Genomic DNA, 19,335 nt, shown 5'->3' on the forward strand with positions numbered 1-19,335 from the left:
CTATTGATACAGCCATATGCCTGAAATCGTCATTACCGCCGGCAGTGCAGTTTCATTCACCGCTACATTGTCATACCAGCCGCCTACGGCAAGGTTGAGCACTAGATAAAAGGACTCGTCAAAGGGCATAACGCCCGGCTGTAGGCGGCGCTCGGCATAGCAATGCCCATCTACCAACCAGCGGATGGAGCTGGCATCCCATTCCAGCGCATAATCATGGAATTCGTTAATCGTACCGGTATCAAACTGGTAGGAAAACTCATCAGTGCTTTTACTTGCCCAGTCCTTCCCGTAATGCAGCGTGCCGAATATATGCTGGGGCAGGCGGCCTTTGGCTTCCATAATATCTATCTCACCAGAAGCGGGCCAAGGGCCATAAGCCTCTTCCTGCGGAAGCATCCAGATGGCAGGCCATAACCCTTGTCCTACCGGTAACTTTGCGCGCACGATTAGCTTACCATAGCAAAAAGACAGATGGTCCTTGGTGTCCAAGAGGGCGGATGTATATGCAAAGCATCGTCCGTCCGCTTCTTCGGTGGTTTCGCGGCGCGCGCATAGGTTTAAGCCAAATTCATCGATATACAGGTTATTAGAATGACCCGTATAAAACTGCTGTTCACCGTTCCCCCAACCCGGTTGTATGACTTTTCCATTGCTATCAACCAAGTCGTTGCCAAGGCGAATGTTCCATGCATTCAAATTGGCGTTTCTATCTAAAAAGTCCTGCTGCCATATAAGCTTATTCATCCCTTCCACACTCCTTTCATCTATTCACAGCATACTTAATTTTAGCGTTGGGTCAAACAAATCTAAAAAAATGGGATAGGGACAATAATCATGGCCTTTTTTTTATGTAAGCATTTTCATATGATGGAAAGGAAGGGGGCAGAAAATGTGTTCCAATACAAAACAGGACAAATGAAAATGTTTTTAAAACAATGGCAATTGCAAAGTATGGTAATCCCTGGAATCATCTGGATGTTTATCTTTTGTTATATCCCTATGCTTTGGCTAATTATTGGATTTATGGACTATAGTATTGCCAAACCCATGCTGGAATCACCCTTTGTAGGGCTGAAACACTTCCAGGATTTCATTACGGATGAACGTTTCTGGCGCTCTATCCGCAATACTCTAGGGATGAGTAGCATCAAGTTGATATTGGGATTTCCAATTCCTATTTTCTTTGCCCTGATGCTCAATGAAATACGGAGTATTCGATTTAAGCGTACGGTACAAACCATTTCGTACCTACCACATTTTATTGCATGGACCATTTTTGGCGGTATTATGCTCAACTGGCTGGGCGAGGGCGGTGTGATCAACCAATTGATGATGGCACTGGGGATTCAAGAGCGTGAAATTCTATTTAATAGCGACCCTAAGTATTTTTGGTGGATTACCTATTTCTCCGATACGCTCAAAGAAACCGGCTGGGGTGCCATCATCTATATAGCTGCAATTTCTGGTATTGATCCGGGGCTATACGAAGCGGCGGAGTTGGATGGCGCAAACCGCTGGCAGCGCATGTGGCATATCACCATTCAGAGCATACGCCCTACCATCGCAATTTTGTTTATCCTCGCTGTTGCAGGAATATTGGGCAGTAACTTTGAACAGATCTTTATGTTGAAGAACAACATGAATATGAAGATGGCTGAAAGTCTGGATTTATATATTTATAACATGGGCTTAGTGTCTGGGCGCCATTCCTTTTCAACGGCCGTGCTGTTTGCCCGCTCTATTGTAGCGCTAGCGCTGTTATTCTTGGCTAATTTCACATCAAAGAAACTAACTGGCGATAGTATCTTTTGAAATATAAGAAAGTATAAGTTTCACTTGATTGGGAGGGCAGATACATGAACAAACGCAAAAGGTTTCGGCGTATCGGAGTATTTGATGTCTGCAATACCGTGCTGATGCTGGCTGTTTGCTTTTTAACGCTGTACCCGATGTGGTTTGTATTCGTAAACTCACTCAATGCACCACAGCATGCAATACTAGGTACGGTTAACTGGTTTCCAAAGGCTATATCGTTCGATAGCTACAATGTCGTGTTTAATGATAAAAGTTTGATGAAAGGTTTTGTCATCACGACAATGCGTACGGTGATAGGGACAGTGGTGCATGTGTTGTTTACCGCAATTGTGGCTTACGGAATGAGTAAGTCCAACCTCATTGGCCGCAAGGTGTATATGAAAATTGCCTTGATTACGATGCTGTTTTCAGGTGGACTGATTCCCACGTTTATTCTAATGACTAAGCTGGGCCTATACGATAGCTTTTGGGTATTTATCATTCCTGCCATGTACACTTTTTTCAATATGGTTATTTTTATGAGCTTTTTTCGTACGATTCCCGATAGCCTGGAGGAATCTGCGAAGGTCGATGGAGCTTCGGATTATGGCGTCCTATTCAGAATTGTACTACCGAACAGCATGGCAGTCATTGCGACCATAGCGCTTTTCTCAGCCGTATATCATTGGAACGATTATTATCAGGGCGTGATATATATCTACACACAGGATAAGATGCCGCTACAAACCATGCTATACAAAATCATTGCAGAGAACTCCATGTCTTTCATGCAACAGCAAGCTATGGCTCAGTTTGGCGCGAAGCTTCCAGGTAATTCGATTAAGTTTGCATCTATGATGGTGGCTACATTCCCTATTCTAGTGTTTTATCCCTTTATTCAGCGTTATCTGGTCAAGGGTGTGATGATTGGCGCGATAAAAGGGTAAGTGTCATATGTCTATCTACCGCGTTGTGTAGAGAGATATATGATCTAAATATTTAAAATAAAACGGTATTAGGAAAGGTTGATGATGTAATGAAACATAATTACATGAAGCAATGGATAACCCTAGTTGTAGTAGTAATCCTGATGATGGCAATAACAGCATGTACCAAGTCTGCGGAAATTGAAAGTACGCCGCCGCCTATTGATACGCAACAGTCCGAGACCCCGCCAAGCGAATCAACGCTGAACCCCGATGAAGCTGCATGGAAGCTGGATACTAGCCCTGTAGACTTAACATGGTTTGTAGGTGCATCCTGGTATGGGCACAGCTGGGGAGAAAACTTAACATCCAAGTATGTGACGGAGAAAACAGGCGTTAAAGTCAAACTAGAGGTACCCTCTGGCGAAGCTAACGAGCAAATGACATTGATGATGACCTCTGGTAAGCTACCAGACTTGATTACTATGGGCTCATGGGAAAATGCTGTCAAAAAACTATGGGAAGGCGACCATGTATATGCCCTAAATGAATTGGCAGAGCAGTATGACCCCTACTTCTTCAAGGTGGCGGGTGACGGCACACTGAAGTGGTATCGCCAAGACAATGGTAATACGTATGGTGTGCCGAATGATTCATACAGCCCTAACCTGATGCATGAAACCGGTATGACTGCTGCGAACCAAACCTTTTTGGTGAGAAAAGACTTGTATGAAGATATGGGCAGCCCGGACTTGACTACCCCAGAAGGCTTCCTAAATGCACTGCAATTGCTAAAGGATCAATATTCCAAGTATAAGGACCAGCCGATTAGCCCATTATTTGCACAAGGGAATGTACCTTATGGGATGAGCGAGTACCTGCAAAACTTACTAGCTGTTCCGTCTGAACAAGACGGTAAAGTATACGATCGTATTACCGATCCGGATTATATTACTTGGCTGAAAACATTCCGTACTGCTTATGAGCGGGGGCTAATTAATGTAGATTTTCTGGTCGATTCTGACACTCAAGTAGAAGAGAAAACAAACAACGCCCGTTATTTCATGATGATTCGCGAATGGACGGGAATGACAGCTGTTAATCCTATGCTGGCTGCCGGTGCCAACCCGGATTCTTACTACATCGCAGTCGATGGACCGCAGAACAGCAAGGGCGACAACGCCAAACTGTTCCCAGGCAATATGGATGGCTGGATGGTAACTATGATTAGCAAATCTAACAAAAACCCTGAGCGTGCTATTCGCTTTTTGACATATTTGGCTAGCGAAGAAGGCCAAAGAGATTTATTCCTTGGCAAGGAAGGCGAAACGTGGGAAATGGTAGATGGCATGCCGCAGTTGAAAGCTGAAATGGTACAATTACTCGAAACCGACGTTGAGAAGATGGAAAAGGAATACGGCATCATGGATACCTACTGGATGATGAGAAATCCCGTCATTATTAACCAGTGGAGACCGGAGAAGGCTCCTGTCATTAAGCAAATGGAGGACTTTGCTAACGGTCAGGCCGATATTGACAGCGGCATTTACAAGGGCTTAGATCCACAGGGCGATTCTGACGTGGCAGTAGCCTGGGCGCGTATCTCCCAAAATTGGGAGGAAGTGTTGCCTGAGCTTATTACCGCCAAGGATGAAGCTGCCTTTGACAAAGTATTTGGCAATTTCCTTGCACGCCGCGTGAGTTACGGCTTTGACGATGTGATGGAATACAGACAGGCCGAACTGGATGTACGAAAGGCAAAAATGGCGGAGTAACAAAGACCTTATTATTATGACTGCCGGTCACCGAAATGGTGGCCGGTATTCCCTATTTTAGTGGTGTCAATAGCGCTTAGCTATCTCCCCCCCGAGGTTGTAATATATGGTATATTACATGTGATGGGGAGGGTACTTATAATGAAGTATCTGCTTAATAAAATGAGAAAGATTTACCGCAATTCCCGCATATCTCAAAAGCTGTTTCTAGCCTTTAGCTTAGTGATTGTCATCCCTGCTATTGCAGTATCCTTTTTGTTTATCCGGATTCAGGAAACCCAACTATACAAGGATGCTATGGCCACTGGCAGCAGCCATGTTTCACGGTTAAACGAACAGCTGCGTAGCAGAATGAATACAATTGAAAACGCTTCCTCCACCGCACTGACTCAAAAGGCATTTGTGGATTTTATTCACTCTGATATGCGTGAGGATGGCCTGCGTCTGGTGAAATTTAGGCAAAATCAATTTGAGCAGATGCATAATATTATCCAAAGCCATGAGATGATAAGCGAGCTCAGCTTTTATGTCGATAACCCGAATCTATATGAAATCTGGCCCGAAATTTATCATTATGACAAGTTTTGGCCGCAGGATTACTGGATGACACTTCGGGATGAAGGCGGTGCGGCATACCGTATATTTGCTTTGAAGGATGGTGAGCATACGCTATCCTACTACCGACTGGTACGGCTTCAAGGTCAGCAGCACAAACGCCCCAGTATTATGGAAATCCGCGCACCGCACAGCGTGTTTTTCAGCGACCTGTTGGAGGAGACCCGAGGAGACTTCTTTTCTGTTGTGATGGACGGAAGTAATCCTTCCCAATATGTCTACAATCCCCAACATCTATTTTCTGGAAATACCGGGGAGGGGCTGGGCGAAATATTTAGCAGTATTCACGGGCAGTTAGATGTATTGCAGCAGAAGAGCCCCATTAAGGTCAAGGTAGGAGATCACACCTACTACGCGCTGTACCACTATATCGCTCCGCTGAATGCCTATGTGGTGGATATCGCCTCCCATCAGGCATTGATGAAGGGCCCACGTAGTTGGTATGTATTTGTCGTAGCGATTACATTGTGCGTGCTGCTACTGATTATGCTATTAGTGTCGCATACCACCAGGCGGATATTTCGCCGCTTGGACAGTGTGCTAACTTCTATGCGCATGGTACGAAAGGGTCAACTGGATGCGAAGATTGATACCGGTCTGGATGAAAACGAAACGGGTGACGAAATCGACGAAGTGGCCATTAATTATAACAAAATGTTGGATGAGATCACACAGCTAATGACGCAGGTGGTAGATAAGCAATTAATTGCTAAAAATGCACAACTGCACTCGCTGCATTCACAGATTAATTCACATTTTTTGTATAACGCGCTGGAATCCATCCGTATGCTGGCGGTTGTTGAGCGGCAGCCCGCTATTGCAGATGCGCTGGTGTCGTTAGGCTCGCTACTGCGCTACAGCATGAAGTGGCGCAGTGATACCGTTGCCCTTAGTGAGGAGCTCGCCAATATACAAAGCTATATCCAATTCATGAACTTTATGGAAGGGAGAGGTATCGTGTTGACGGGGGATCTTCCTCAGGAGGTGCTTCGTTATGCCATTCCTAAAATGTGCATGCAGCCCATCGTTGAAAATGCTGTTCATCACGCGGCACCCTTGGGCGGCAGTGTGCACATCCAAATCACCGTATGGGTGGAAGATGACAGCCTGCTGCTAATAGAGATTCGTGATGACGGCACAGGTGTTGACCCGCAGATGCTAATCCATTTGCAGGCTGTGCTACGTGGCGAATCGGATATGCCGATCGTTACTAGCAAAAACGGACTTGGCTTGGAAAATGTGCATAAACGCCTGCAGCTTCATTATGGTAAAGGCTGTGGTCTTTCGATTGATAGTGAACAGGGAACCTATACATGTGTAACGATACGTTTACCTTGGAAAAATGTAAATCTTGGAGGGTGGTAGGGCATGATCAACATTCTAATTGTGGACGATCAAAAGCACATACGCGATGGCCTGCAGGCTATGTTGCGCCAATTCCCTCTGCAGCTTGACAATATTTACTGTACTGCTAATGGGATTGAGGCGTTACAAATATTGCGACAGCATAGCATCCATCTGGTCATTACTGATATCAAGATGCCGGATATGGATGGACTTACGCTAATGGCGCAGACCAAAGAGGAACGTATCAAGGTAGATTTTCTGATTATTAGCGGGTATAGTGATTTTTCTTATGCGCAACAAGCCATTGGACTTGGGGCAAAGGGCTACTTACTCAAGCCTGTGAGGCAAGACGATCTGCAAACTGCGGTAGAGCATGTATGGCATGAGATAAGAACAAGGCAGGAGCTCTCGCGCAATATGAAGCATTTATCGCGCCGCGCTCGGGAGACAGATCGCAAAGAGCTGTGCATGTTTATGCAGGGTGCGGTAAACGATGAGGCGTGGGTCCTCCAGACCCAGCAGCAAAATCCAGAGCTGTGGCGTAACTATCGCCTGTGTCTACTACGGGAGGAACTATGGATTAACCAACCGGGGGCAAGCAGTGCCCATAGCATGGAATCCATTGCCTACAGCGTATATGGCAGGCGGGGATGTATATGCCTGCAACACGGTCCGCACCTGATTCTTGCCGTTAGTGCAGCCGTAGATGTGAGTGCTTTGCCCGCTGCACTCAAGGCAGGACAGATTAATGCCATCACTGCTATGACCGACACACAGCAAGGATTAAAGGGTTTGCCGGGTAGCTATACACAAGTGTTGGAGCTATATCACCACAGCTACCTGTTTCCAGATAAGCGCTACATCCTGCCCAATCATATTGAGCGGCTGGAGCAGCAGTGGCAACTTCCCCATGAAGAGTTATATGCCCTGTTCCAGTTAATTGGCGCTAAAAACAGTAGCACAATCACTCAAGGAATTTCCATGATGTTTCACAAAGATGTGCTGCAACGCTATCATATCCGTTACACACAGCAGTTATGTCGCGCCACGGTACAGATGCTGGAGGAATATGAGCGTGTTATCCGCCCCTACATGGGGGAAGAGGCGCTGGATATTGAATGTTTACGTAATCCTTTCGATTATCCGGGCATTCGCGATTATATTCAGGCGCTACAACAGCAGCTGCTTCGGCTTAACCAGTTTTATTATGAATATAAGTGTAGTTATCGCAACACGCAGGACTTGAACGAGGCGATCCGCTATATACACGAAAGTTATCATAAGCCGCTAGACTTGGCGATGGTATCCAACCATGTGTCACTTAATTATGCCTATTTCTCAAACCTGTTTAAGAAGAATATTGGCAAAGGCTTCGCAGAATACCTGCGTGATGTTCGCCTGGATAAAGCCCGGCGGCTACTGGCCGAAACCGAACATAAAATCGTCGAAGTGGCTGCCATGGTAGGGTATGAAAGTTACAAAAGCTTTACACGGGCATTTCGAGATGTGATGGATATGCAACCTACAGAGTACCGGCGGCTGATGCGGCGGAAATATGAAAGGGAGGGGAAATACCATGACACAGTGCTATGAATTAGTCGATATCGTTGCTATTGGACCTTCCTTCGCATCAAAACCTAAAGAAATGGGACATAACAAAAACAAATGTACCTTTTCATCTGATTACTATATTCGATAGAATAAAGGTATCCATAATTGTAAGCGGTTTCCTGGATGCATACAGAGAATCGTTCACATAAAAATGGCGAAAACATTATTTTATTGAGGGAGGGAAATTTATGAACTCGAAGCGTATTCAAACTACGGAGAAATGGTTTAAGCAAAGGGTGTTGAGTTTGGTCTTGGTAGTAGTGATGTTGGCTAGCACGGGCCTATTGCCAACATCGAAGGTTCAAGCCATTGAGGCAGCAGCGAGCACAGTTACCTCTATGGCTTACTTTTCAGCAGCAGATGGGCCTGTCATTTCCAAATCAGGTGTTGGTCAAGCTAGCTACGGTTTCGTCATGCCTGTATTCAACGGTGGCTCCGCCACCTGGAATGATGTTTCCAATGACTTAGGTGTAAACGTTAAAGTCAGTGGTAACTGGATCGACATTGACAGTGCTGGCGGCTATATCTACAACCAAAACTGGGGGCACTGGAGCGACGGAGGTATGAATGGCTATTGGTTCACCCTCTCCGCAACGACAGAGATTCAGTTATTCTCCAAGGCAAATGGAGTTACACTTGAATATACACTTCTATTTCAAAACGTAAACAAAACAACGGTCACTACTATGACACCTACGCAAGGTCCGCAGATTGCAGCAGGTTTTACAGGCGGTGCAGGCTTTACGTATCCTATATTCAACAATAATCCTGCCATAATCTATGACGCCGTGGCTGATGATTTGAAGGTATATGTGAAACCTGTAAACAGCAATACATGGATTGATATTGACAATAATGCAGCTAGCGGCTGGATCTATGATAGCAACTTCGGCCAATTCACCGAAGGAGGCGGTGGTTACTGGTTTACAGTAACGGAGTCCATCAACGTAAAATTAGAATCGAAGACCTCATTGGTCAACGTAATTTATACGATCACCTTTAATGAACCTGTAAGAAATTCTTATGTCATTACTCCCTTTGATGGAACGACCTTAACAGCAGATGTCAAAGGCAGCATAGGGGTACCACTGCCTAAGATAGATGGGGGAGCACCAATAGGCACGGAGCTTGGAAACTTCGTATACCAGATTAACATTAATGGTCAATGGATAGATATGGGGGACTCCAGTCAAAGCGGATTTGCATACTCCGGCAATGGTTACAATAACATGTCAGATGCCAATCAGTGGGGATATTGGGCCGATCATATCTATGGGCTCTGGTTCCAGCCAATTCAGGTGGATATGCAGATACGTATCGGCTATCCATTAAATGGGCAGGCAGGTGGAAGTGTCGGCAATAATCTTGTCTACTATACATTTATCGGAAACCCAAATGCTCCTCGTCCAGATGTATCCGATCATGAGGATATTGCAATCGGAACACCGAGTGACCCGACTATTGCGGGAATGAATCATATTTGGCAGGATGAATTTAATGGAACAGAGCTCGATACGAGCAAATGGAACTATGAACAAGGTTATTATATCAGTAATGATCCCCATAGCTGGGGTTGGGGCAATGCAGAGTTGCAGCATTATACTGACAGTGCTCAAAATGTATTTGTACAGGACGGAAAGTTGAATATCAGGGCGTTGAACGATTCAAAATCCTTTCCGCAGGATCCAAGTCGGTACGCACAATATTCCTCCGGTAAAGTTAACACCAAGGATCATATTTCCTTCCAGCACGGCAGAGTAGACATTCGTGCAAAGCTGCCTACAGGCAATGGCGTCTGGCCGGCACTTTGGATGCTTCCAGAAGCTTCTGTTTATGGTGCATGGGCAGCATCCGGCGAAATTGATATTATGGAAGCGAAGGGACGGTTGCCAGGCACGACTAGCGGTGCCGTACACTTCGGTGGACAATGGCCAGTGAACAGATATATTGCCGGCGAATATCACTTCCCTGAAGGGCAGACCTTTGCAAATGATTATCATGTGTATTCCATGATCTGGGAAGAGGATAATATCAAATGGTATGTGGATGGGAAGTTTTTCTTCAAAGTAAGCAGAGATCAATGGTATTCCGTAGCTGCCCCGAACAATCCGAATGCACCTTTCGATCAGCCTTTCTACATTATTATGAATTTGGCTATTGGCGGGCACTTTGATGGCGGTCTGATCCCAGATCCAGCCGATATCCCTGCAACGATGCAGGTGGATTATGTGCGTGTGTATAAAGAAAGTGACGGAAATTCTGAAAACGTGTCTGTTACCGGTATAAGTCTAAATCAGACCAATGCACAGTTGGAAGTAGGACAGAATGTACAGTTAAATGCCAATATAGCACCTTCTAATGCAACGAATAAGCAGGTAACTTGGGCCGTTTCGAATTCCGGTGTCGCTTCCGTGAATCAGTCAGGTGCGGTGACGGGATTCGCTCCAGGCACGACAACAGTTACGGCGACAACAGTTGATGGCAATAAAGTAGCCTCCTGCACCATCACTGTGCTACCGGAGGCCTCCACCGTTGTAATCATCGGTGATGCAGTGCGCGGCCTGAAGAAAATAGGTGATGATGTACTATTTTATGTAAACGGTGCAACTTTTGCGGATTTGCACTATAAGTTAAATGATGGTGGGCAGTTAAACGTAGCCATGACACCAACGGGGAATGGTAACTATACCTATCCCGTAAATAATCTGCAATATGGGGATACCCTTGAGTACTTCTTTACTTATAATCCGGGGCAAGGGGCACTGGACACCTCGCCGCTCACGTATATCCATGGGGTAACTCAAGGAACAGCAGAGTAGACCGGGTAACGCTAGCCAGACTTTAGGAAATATAATATGACTTATAATAGGCGAGGGAGAAGATTTACATCTTCCCTCTCGCCTATCTTATTGTTTCACTCATGCTGAACTTTTGTGCGGAGAAACCATCCTAACTCCCCTTAGAAATAAATGAGTACATATGAATCCCCTTTTTAAAGCTAGACCTCCGTAAACGACCTTAGCATCTGTCGTGTAGTAAATGGTCGCCCCTAGAGTGACTTAATTAAAGAATATAACAGCATTTTTTAGTAAAATATAAGCTATGTTCTTATCTGATTTCCAAATTAATCGCGAATTATTTAGTGCATATGCACAACAATATTCATTAGAATATCAATTGTTATAAGTTCATAATGCAAATATAATGAAAACGTATTCAAGTTAGTGGAGCAGGACGACCTTAAAGGAGTAATAGAAAGATTCACCACAATACATGTAGATAGATGCAAATCAAAAAAAGATACTATGTGAATAAATTTACAAGATCTGTGGTGATTACTCATATTGGCTCAATGGGGTCTACAAAATTCAAAAAGTCAAGATCACCCTGAGGAGGATTTAAGATGACAGCAGCAATGGATATTACTTGGATTGGCGCTTTAGCAGGCCTAGCACTGGCCATTATATTGATTTTGTTTAAATTGGCACCCACTTATGCATTGATTCTGGGCGCCATTATTGGAGGTTTTATTGGTGGGGCGAATTTCTCAGAAGTAATCAGCATCCTGATTTCTGGAACACAAAGTGTTCAAGGTACAGTTATTCGTATTATCGCTGCAGGTGTTTTTGCTGGCGTGATGATGGAGTCTGGATCAGCGGGAACCATTGCGAAAGTGATTGTTGATAAACTCGGTGGAACGAAAGCCATGTTGTCGCTTGCATTGGCTACCATGGTTATTACTGCAGTAGGAGTATTCATTCCTGTTGCCGTATTGATTGTTGCACCAATCGCGTTGTCTGTTGGCCACAAAATGGGATATTCCAAGATTGCTTTGCTAGTGGCTCTATCTGGCGGAGGTAAAGCGGGTAACATTATTTCACCTAACCCGAATACCATTGCAGCAGCAGGGGGATTCAATCTCGATGTTAACCAGGTCATGCTTGGAGGATTAGTACCTGCTCTGTTCGGGTTAGCAGTTGCGGTTATAATCGCATCCTTAATTAAGTATAAAGGCACTAAAGTAACGGATTTGGAAGCCGCCGAATTGGAAAAGACCAGCTCCATGAATCTACCACCTTTATCTAAAGCTCTAGTAGCTCCAATCATCGCTATTGTTCTTTTGATGATTAGCCCGATTGGTTCGATCTTAGGTGTTGATTTCCTTGAAGCACTTAAAATTGACTCCTTATTTATCCTACCATTTGCCGGTGTAGTTGGCTCCTTGGCATTGGGTAAGGCAAAAGAAATAGTGAATTATTGTACGGCTGGTTTAAATCGAATGACACCAACGATTTTGATCATTATAGGCGCTGGTGCCATTGGCGGATTGATTACAGCATCAACCCTGCCTGCAGAAGTTGTTGCTCTTGTACAATCATCGGGTATTTCTGGAATTTTCCTTGCACCAATAGCAGGCATATTAATGGCAGGAGCAACAGCATCCACTTCAACAGGTGCTATTTTGGCCACGGGTTCATTCTCAAGTGCGATATTAAATACAGGTGTGGCTCCTCTATCAGCTGCAGTTATGACCCATGCCGGTGCTACGGTAATCGACCACTTGCCACACGGAACCTACTTCCACGTTTCTCGTAATGCCATGGGCATGAACATGAAGGATAGAATGAAGGTTGTCTTGTTTGAAAGTATGGTCGGCATAACGATGACTATAGTAGCAGTAGTTCTATTCGGATTTATCTTATAAAAGGAATGGGGAATCATTTATGGGTAAAATATTTATGTTAGCACCTGATTCGTTCAAAGAAAGCATGACGGCAAAAGAAGTATGCGAAGCCATGGAAATTGGTATAAAAAGGGCTATTCCAGATGCAGAATGCATTCATGTACCTATGGCTGATGGCGGTGAAGGCACGGTTCAGTCATTGGTAGATGCAACAGGCGGCACCTTGATACAAAAAGAAGTGACCGGGCCTCTTGGTACACCGGTTCTCGCTCATTATGGAATACTTGGAGACGGCAAAACAGGCGTGATTGAAATGGCATCTGCCAGTGGAATTCATCATGTTACGAAGGAAACCAAAAACCCTTTAATTACGACGACCATAGGAACAGGTGAATTAATTAAGGAGTGTATTGAAAAGGGCATTACGGATATCATTCTAGGCATTGGCGGAAGTGCTACGAATGATGGTGGGGCCGGAATGGCAACAGCATTGGGGTTTAAATTCCTCGATAAACAAGGGAATGAGTTGCAGCTTGGCGGCGGATACCTGGGTGAGTTGGATAAGATCGATGTTACTGATGTGCTTCCGCAATTAAAAAATATTAACATCTTGGTAGCATCGGATGTAACCAATCCATTGTGCGGGGAACGAGGCGCATCTGTTGTGTTTGGTCCGCAAAAGGGTGCTACACCTGAGATGGTTACATTCTTAGATGAGAATCTAAGGCACTACAGCAATGTTATTAAACAACAACTTGGACTCGATATTGTAGATGTACCCGGTGCAGGTGGTGCAGGTGGCCTTGGTGGCGGACTGATCGCTTTCACCAACTCTACAATGAAAAAGGGAATTGAAATTGTTATCGAGTATACAGGTTTGAAAGAAAAACTGCAACATGTGGATTACTGCTTTACAGGAGAAGGGGGTATCGACTTTCAGACGAAGTTCGGTAAAGCACCTTTCGGAGTTGCTCAGGCAGCTAAGAGTATTAACAGCAGTATGAAAGTGATTGCTATTGCGGGATATGTGGGCGTGGATGTGGAAACATTGTATGATGAAGGGTTTGATGCTATCTTCGGGATTGTTCCGGGAGCAGCAGATATTGATACCCTCCTTACGCAAGGCAAAGAGAATGTTGCCCGTACATCTGAAAGCATTGCCAGATTGTTAAAATAACATCAAAGAGGGTGGCCTACAGTTGTGGACACCCTCGTTATTTTATCCGATGAATCAGCATAAAGGTGAGTTCCATGAGCTCCAAAATATTTTTGGGATCTTTGCCTGTAAGGGTATAAATCTTGTTTATCCTATAGTTTAATGTATTCCTGTGGATCATAAGTCTGCTGGCAGTTTCATTGGCGTTAAGGTTACAGTTCAGGTAAATCTGGAGTGTTTTTATCAATTCATCATTTTTTTCAAGTGAATGCGCTAGTAGTTCCAATCTGGTATCATTTTTTAGTAGTTTCGACATATCGACGATGAACTCACATTTCCCATAGGAGATGGATTTTTCATTGGGATAGACCCCCTTCAAAACATGCATAGCCGCTTTGGCCTGCGAAAGTCCGTCAGAAATAGTGTCGTTCATATTACTGGTGGAAATGAAAGCATCCGGATACTGACTTCCAATGGCTTGGTGCAAAGCTTCAATCTTATCCGCTTCCTGAATGACTAAGCACAGCGAATATTTGGATATTTTAAAGAAGGATAAGCTTTCAGTTATATTCTCAGCAATCTCATTCGAAGATTCCACATAAATGATTTGCGAGGGCTTAGTTAACTGAATGCCATAGGTCAATGCCTGATGCATTAATTCTTTCGTATAGGTGGTGTCCGGGTTGATAATTAAGCCGAAAAATTCTTGCTTTAGGTTATTTTTCAGATTCTCCTTTTCCATTGCGATACTATGATCGATTAACAAAATAACAGCAGACTTTACAAGGTTTCCGAAGGGCCTCGTTTCCTTTACTTCACCGCTGATTCCTACCACTCCAACAATACTACCATTCCATTCGATCGGTAAGTTGATACCCTTCTTTACGAATTCCTCATCTTTGTTAATTTCCACGACTCTTCTTTGTTTTATGGCTTTCACTGCACCATGATGCAGCGTACCAATCCTTCCTTTATTTCCACTCCCGATGATCAATCCTGTGTGATCCATAATATTAATATTATAGGGGATATCCTTCATCATTCTATCAACAATGTTTTGGGCTTGATTATGCGTCAACTCATACATAGTTGGTTCTCCTTCATAATCGATTCTCTAAAGTGTAAGCATCAATCGACACAGCGGTTCTGGTTTAATAATTTTGTGCAAAGGAACAAAGAATTATTCGCTTGTAGCACTTACAAGCTTTATTATAAATGGATAACACAATAGAATAGCTCCTTGTAAAATTATATCAATAACTATTTTTGGGGTCTATATAATAGTAAATTGATATTTTAATCTTTAAATAATAGTGATAGACTATGATCAGGTTATAATTGATCCAGAAAAGATATATGACTATGCCGCGTGTTGGCTTAATGAGGCGCTTACATTCTTTCTGCAAAGGACGGTAAACATGAGTAACAGACAAATGAAAACAGACGTTATCTTAATTGGTGCCGGAATTATGAGTGCTACTTTGGGGTCATTGCTGAAAGAATTAGCACCGGACTGGGACATTACAGTACTAGAGAGACGTGGAAGCGCAGGCGAGGAAAGCTCTAACGAATGGAATAATGCGGGAACGGGGCATTCTTCACTGTGCGAGCTTAACTACACCGTCGAACAACCAGATGGATCCATCAATATTAGCAAAGCTATAAAAGTGAATGAAGAGTATCAGGTTTCAAAGCAGTTTTGGTCTTATCTTGTAAGCAGTAATCTGATCCGTAATCCGCGAGACTTTATCGTGCCAGTGCCTCATATGAGTTTTGTGCAAGGGGAACGAGATGTAACATTTCTACAAAGTCGTTTTGAAGCACTGTCTGATAATCCACTGTTTCAAGGGATGGAATTTTCCGATGATCCGGGTAAATTGATGGAATGGATTCCGCTTATGATGAAAGACCGGACATTGAATAAACCTATAGCAGCAACTAGAATCGAATCTGGTACGGATGTCAACTTTGGTGCCTTAACGCGTATAATGTTTGATCACTTAAAGAGTAATAACGTCGATATCAAATTCAAACAGAATGTTGACGATATTAAACGTGCTAGCGATGGCTCGTGGGAATTGAAAGTGCGGAATGTTGATAGCGGTACCATTGAGCGCCATACGGCAAAATTTGTCTTTATCGGCGGCGGGGGAGGAAGCCTACATTTGCTGCAGAAATCCGGTATCCCTGAAGGCAAAGGGGTTGGAGGCTTTCCGGTTAGCGGATTATTTATGGTATGTAAGAACCCGGATATTGTAGCGAAGCATCGTGCCAAAGTATATGGTCAGGCTGCCATTGGTGCACCTCCGATGTCTGTTCCGCATCTTGATACAAGAGTTATCGACAACAAAGAGTTGTTGTTCTTTGGACCGTTTGCCGGTTTTTCACCCAAGTTTCTAAAATACGGTTCAATGCTTGATTTGTTAACTTCCGTGAAATCGCATAATCTCGTAACGATGCTGGCGGCAGGTGTGAAGAACATTCCATTGACAACATACCTGATCAAGGAAGTGATGTTATCGAAGGAAAAGCGCATGGAAGCTTTACGGGAATTCGTCCCGAACGCGAAAAGCGAGGATTGGGAGCTAGTGCTAGCAGGTCAGCGTGTGCAAATTATTAAAGATACTGCTGCCGGCAAAGGAACGCTTCAATTTGGTACAGAAGTGATTAGTGCGGCTGATGGCTCGATCGCTGCATTACTTGGCGCTTCTCCGGGTGCTTCTACCGCCGTTTCTGTCATGCTTGAGATTATAAAAAAATGCTTTCCGCAACATATCAAAGCGTGGGAGCCAAAAATAAAAGAAATGATTCCATCTTATGGTGAGTCACTATTGGACAACCCAGAGCTTATCCGCGAAATTCATACTTCAACAGCGCAGATGCTTGGCTTAGCGGGTAAAGAAACAAGCACATCTGAATAGCCTGTATATTATAAGGAAGCATAAATTGCCGTTGTGGCAAATGTATGCTTCCTTTCGTTTCTTCAAGTACCTTTATTGGCTGACTGAAGCTATTCATTTCCTAATGTGCGCTGATGTCCAATTACTTTACTCTAAATGTACGCTGACCGAACTTCTGAACGAGAATCAGTGCAGTCGGTAAGTACACAAGGGTTAGAATCAATACGATTAACGTAAAAGTAAGAGCAGGTGCCTGTACGATAATACATAATCCGGTGGCGGCCGACACCACCATAGTAACAATGAAGAAGAAAGGATTTTTCATATTCAATTCGGTTGAATAAGGCTGAAATATATAGTACATCAACAGGTGATGGACTGAGAAAAAGACGGCTAGTGTCAGTACGCATACCCAAATCAGAAGTAACTCAAGGACAGGTGCTCCGCCTCCCACTAGCACAATGAGCGTCAACGCTGTTCCAAGCGCAGCGGAGATTGTTAGGTTAAGCCCTGTGATGCGGTATAGCCGGATGCGAAAGTGACTATTCACTGCGTTTCGATAAAAGCTATAACGTAACAGGCTGAGATCGCAATTGAAGAAGATGACGCGGCACATTGCCTCTCCTACAGAAATTAAGCTTAGAGTAAATACTAAGAAGGGTAGAACTCTGTCTAGGTTCGAAGTCATAATAGCAATCAACGGATTGCCCGTAAGTGCAAGAAGTATGCCAATAACACCCAGAGCACCGATGATCATCAATCTTTTGTACACCGGTTGTACAATTAGACTGCGATGTCTTGCGAAAAAAAGTGCATTCAGATAGACATAACCTTCCTTGTTCTTGAATTTATCAGATTGTTGAGCTACGGATGTAAAGTCGCTGTCTTTGGATCGCGCAGCGGTCTGCTGGGCTTCTGAAATCATGCGTCCAAGATCAAGTAGTGGATCATCCCGTTTCGTTGCGGCGTCAACCACCGTTCGGTAATCCTGATATCGGTACAGCTGTATGGCTGCGTAAATACCCAATGCTGCTATGACGAGCATAACCGGTACAGAAAGTAACAGCGTTCCGCTCACGGGAATCCAATCCAGAAAAAGTGGAGCATAGGCGACCGAGTAACCAATTCCAATCGTTAACCAAACAATCAAATTATTCTTGATCAGCACCTTACCGGTCTTCTCAAACCATTTTAGATGTAAATATTCGCTGAGTACTCGCCACATTGTGATAGACACGGCAAGCGACAGCGCTTGAAGGATGGTTGCTCCCAGCAATGAAGTGAAGATCAGCAACGCAGGTATGTAATAGATCAAATAAGTGCAGTATTTGTAGCTAAGAGAAACGCGCATATAGGTAGTCGGCTGCATTCGCATTAATTTTACGGCAATATACTTTTCCCTTTTCGGTTCCAATATGGAGGCACTGGATACACTCGCCACGATAAAGATTACTATCATAAATAGATGCAAAAAAAGCTGGAGTTGTTCTTCCTGATTCGTTACACCACTTAGAGCTACAGCTGGAAGATAAACGAGAAGCCCAATGTAAGCTAGTTTGGAAATAAGTCCCCATAATACACCTAGTAATATTGCTATGATGTTAACGATCTTTTTGCCGCCTAGGTTAGCATAGGCACTGTCCTTTATATGCTTGCCGATCAGCGGTAACCTCTGAGCGAAATAGATGAAGCGATTGGCAGTGGAGAACGTCCGGAGCGCCAGAAGCGTATTAAGTGTTCTCATATTGATCTTCATCCTTTAGCAAATGGATTATGCTTTGTTCAAATTCCGGACTGTGTAGCAGGTCAGAAGGTACAGAGGACAAACGTCCGTTGTTCAGCACGACAAGCTCATCGCATAAATCGGAAGCAAGCTGCAATATATGGGTTGAAAAAATAAGGATGTGATCATGCTTCATTTCACGTAGCAAGTTTTTCATTTCCAGCGCCACGATGACGTCGAAGGACGTGAGCGGCTCATCAAGCAAAATGATCGGCGGTTTCGTGATTAGAAATAGCAGCATCTGAGTTTTGTTCTTCATCCCATGGGAATAGTTTTTGATTAATCGATGTCGATCTTCTTCTGAAATGCTCATCATATCAAAGTAGTTATCTATGCTTTGACCAGGGTGCAGTTTGTCGCGATTGATATCCATGAAGAATTTAACAAATTCATAACCGGTCAGAAATTCAGGCAGTATCGGTAGCGAGTAGACAAACCCGACATCTTCTTCACGCAGTTTTCTAAAGACCCCATTATCCTCAATCATGGCGTGTCCGTCGTCGATCTTTGTTTCCCCACTCAAACAATGAAACAGCGTCGTTTTCCCCGCGCCATTTCGACCAAGCAATCCATAAATCTTACCTTTTTGAAAGGTGTATTCGATGCCCTGAAGCACCTTTTTGTCATCAAATTGTTTATTGATGTTGTTTAGACTCAGCTGCAAGTGTGTTCCCCCCCCTAATTAGATTCATAACGATGTAACACTATTTTTTAATACGTTAGGAATGGTCGAATGGTCGC

Annotated in this window: 14 protein-coding genes; 10 read left to right on the forward strand and 4 right to left on the reverse strand. The window is 44.0% G+C overall.

Annotation, left to right across the window (positions count from 1 at the left end):
- A complete protein-coding gene (locus AC1TO9_RS08735; protein WP_482058911.1) occupies window positions 1–747 on the reverse strand; it encodes a glycoside hydrolase family 16 protein in 747 nt (248 codons plus the stop codon).
- 90 nt (window positions 748–837) lie between these two features.
- On the opposite strand from AC1TO9_RS08735, the gene AC1TO9_RS08740 reads away from it, so the two are divergent.
- The 9 genes from AC1TO9_RS08740 (at window position 838) to AC1TO9_RS08780 (ending at window position 13,932) form a co-directional block, all read left to right on the forward strand.
- On the forward strand, window positions 838–1,815 hold the full coding sequence (locus tag AC1TO9_RS08740) for an ABC transporter permease (RefSeq protein ID WP_482058912.1): 978 nt from the start codon (window positions 838–840) through the stop codon (window positions 1,813–1,815).
- A 44-nt stretch (window positions 1,816–1,859) separates the two neighbouring features.
- Window positions 1,860–2,744: a carbohydrate ABC transporter permease gene (locus tag AC1TO9_RS08745; RefSeq protein ID WP_482058913.1), complete on the forward strand. Its 885-nt coding sequence runs from the start codon at window positions 1,860–1,862 to the stop codon at window positions 2,742–2,744.
- A gap of 104 nt (window positions 2,745–2,848) precedes the next feature.
- Window positions 2,849–4,498, forward strand: a complete 1,650-nt coding sequence (locus AC1TO9_RS08750) for an extracellular solute-binding protein (RefSeq protein WP_482058914.1) — start codon at window positions 2,849–2,851, stop codon at window positions 4,496–4,498.
- Between the two features lie 141 nt (window positions 4,499–4,639).
- The gene (locus tag AC1TO9_RS08755) at window positions 4,640–6,478 is read left to right on the forward strand and encodes a sensor histidine kinase (RefSeq protein WP_482058915.1); all 1,839 of its coding nucleotides are present in this window, start codon (window positions 4,640–4,642) and stop codon (window positions 6,476–6,478) included.
- 3 nt (window positions 6,479–6,481) lie between these two features.
- Window positions 6,482–8,053, forward strand: coding sequence for a response regulator (locus AC1TO9_RS08760; protein WP_482058916.1), 1,572 nt, complete (start codon window positions 6,482–6,484; stop codon window positions 8,051–8,053).
- Window positions 8,037–8,159, forward strand: coding sequence for a hypothetical protein (locus AC1TO9_RS08765; protein WP_482058917.1), 123 nt, complete (start codon window positions 8,037–8,039; stop codon window positions 8,157–8,159). Before AC1TO9_RS08760 ends, AC1TO9_RS08765 begins: the two co-directional genes overlap by 17 nt.
- Window positions 8,160–8,259: 100 nt before the next feature.
- On the forward strand, window positions 8,260–10,890 hold the full coding sequence (locus AC1TO9_RS08770) for a family 16 glycosylhydrolase (RefSeq protein ID WP_482058918.1): 2,631 nt from the start codon (window positions 8,260–8,262) through the stop codon (window positions 10,888–10,890).
- A gap of 584 nt (window positions 10,891–11,474) precedes the next feature.
- Complete coding sequence (locus AC1TO9_RS08775; protein ID WP_482058919.1) at window positions 11,475–12,776, forward strand: GntP family permease; 1,302 nt, start codon at window positions 11,475–11,477, stop codon at window positions 12,774–12,776.
- A 19-nt stretch (window positions 12,777–12,795) separates the two neighbouring features.
- Window positions 12,796–13,932, forward strand: coding sequence for a glycerate kinase family protein (locus AC1TO9_RS08780; protein WP_482055792.1), 1,137 nt, complete (start codon window positions 12,796–12,798; stop codon window positions 13,930–13,932).
- 37 nt (window positions 13,933–13,969) lie between these two features.
- Here AC1TO9_RS08780 and AC1TO9_RS08785 read toward each other — a convergent pair whose 3' ends face one another.
- A complete protein-coding gene (locus tag AC1TO9_RS08785) occupies window positions 13,970–14,998 on the reverse strand; it encodes a CdaR family transcriptional regulator (protein WP_482058920.1) in 1,029 nt (342 codons plus the stop codon).
- Window positions 14,999–15,311: 313 nt separating this feature from the next.
- Between AC1TO9_RS08785 and AC1TO9_RS08790 the strand changes: the two genes are divergently transcribed.
- Window positions 15,312–16,832: a malate:quinone oxidoreductase gene (locus AC1TO9_RS08790; RefSeq protein WP_482055960.1), complete on the forward strand. Its 1,521-nt coding sequence runs from the start codon at window positions 15,312–15,314 to the stop codon at window positions 16,830–16,832.
- A 121-nt stretch (window positions 16,833–16,953) separates the two neighbouring features.
- On the opposite strand, the gene AC1TO9_RS08795 is transcribed toward AC1TO9_RS08790, so the two are convergent.
- Together AC1TO9_RS08795 and AC1TO9_RS08800 are read right to left on the reverse strand one after the other, a co-directional pair.
- Window positions 16,954–18,555, reverse strand: a complete 1,602-nt coding sequence (locus tag AC1TO9_RS08795; RefSeq protein ID WP_482055795.1) for a hypothetical protein — start codon at window positions 18,553–18,555, stop codon at window positions 16,954–16,956.
- Window positions 18,542–19,258 (reverse strand): ABC transporter ATP-binding protein, encoded by a 717-nt coding sequence (locus tag AC1TO9_RS08800; RefSeq protein WP_482055796.1) that lies wholly within the window; start codon window positions 19,256–19,258, stop codon window positions 18,542–18,544. Before AC1TO9_RS08800 ends, AC1TO9_RS08795 begins: the two co-directional genes overlap by 14 nt.
- Window positions 19,259–19,335: the final 77 nt, after the last annotated feature.

This window comes from Paenibacillus sp. Y916, from assembly GCF_056786435.1.

Bases quoted from the DNA above. Each gene is read 5' to 3' on its own strand.
- AC1TO9_RS08735 (WP_482058911.1), bottom strand. From the start codon at position 747: ATGAATAAGCTTATATGGCAGCAGGACTTTTTAGATAGAAACGCCAAT.
- AC1TO9_RS08740 (WP_482058912.1), top strand. From the start codon at position 838: ATGGCCTTTTTTTTATGTAAGCATTTTCATATGATGGAAAGGAAGGGG.
- AC1TO9_RS08745 (WP_482058913.1), top strand. From the start codon at position 1,860: ATGAACAAACGCAAAAGGTTTCGGCGTATCGGAGTATTTGATGTCTGC.
- AC1TO9_RS08750 (WP_482058914.1), top strand. From the start codon at position 2,849: ATGAAGCAATGGATAACCCTAGTTGTAGTAGTAATCCTGATGATGGCA.
- AC1TO9_RS08755 (WP_482058915.1), top strand. From the start codon at position 4,640: ATGAAGTATCTGCTTAATAAAATGAGAAAGATTTACCGCAATTCCCGC.
- AC1TO9_RS08760 (WP_482058916.1), top strand. From the start codon at position 6,482: ATGATCAACATTCTAATTGTGGACGATCAAAAGCACATACGCGATGGC.
- AC1TO9_RS08765 (WP_482058917.1), top strand. From the start codon at position 8,037: ATGACACAGTGCTATGAATTAGTCGATATCGTTGCTATTGGACCTTCC.
- AC1TO9_RS08770 (WP_482058918.1), top strand. From the start codon at position 8,260: ATGAACTCGAAGCGTATTCAAACTACGGAGAAATGGTTTAAGCAAAGG.
- AC1TO9_RS08775 (WP_482058919.1), top strand. From the start codon at position 11,475: ATGACAGCAGCAATGGATATTACTTGGATTGGCGCTTTAGCAGGCCTA.
- AC1TO9_RS08780 (WP_482055792.1), top strand. From the start codon at position 12,796: ATGGGTAAAATATTTATGTTAGCACCTGATTCGTTCAAAGAAAGCATG.
- AC1TO9_RS08785 (WP_482058920.1), bottom strand. From the start codon at position 14,998: ATGTATGAGTTGACGCATAATCAAGCCCAAAACATTGTTGATAGAATG.
- AC1TO9_RS08795 (WP_482055795.1), bottom strand. From the start codon at position 18,555: ATGAGAACACTTAATACGCTTCTGGCGCTCCGGACGTTCTCCACTGCC.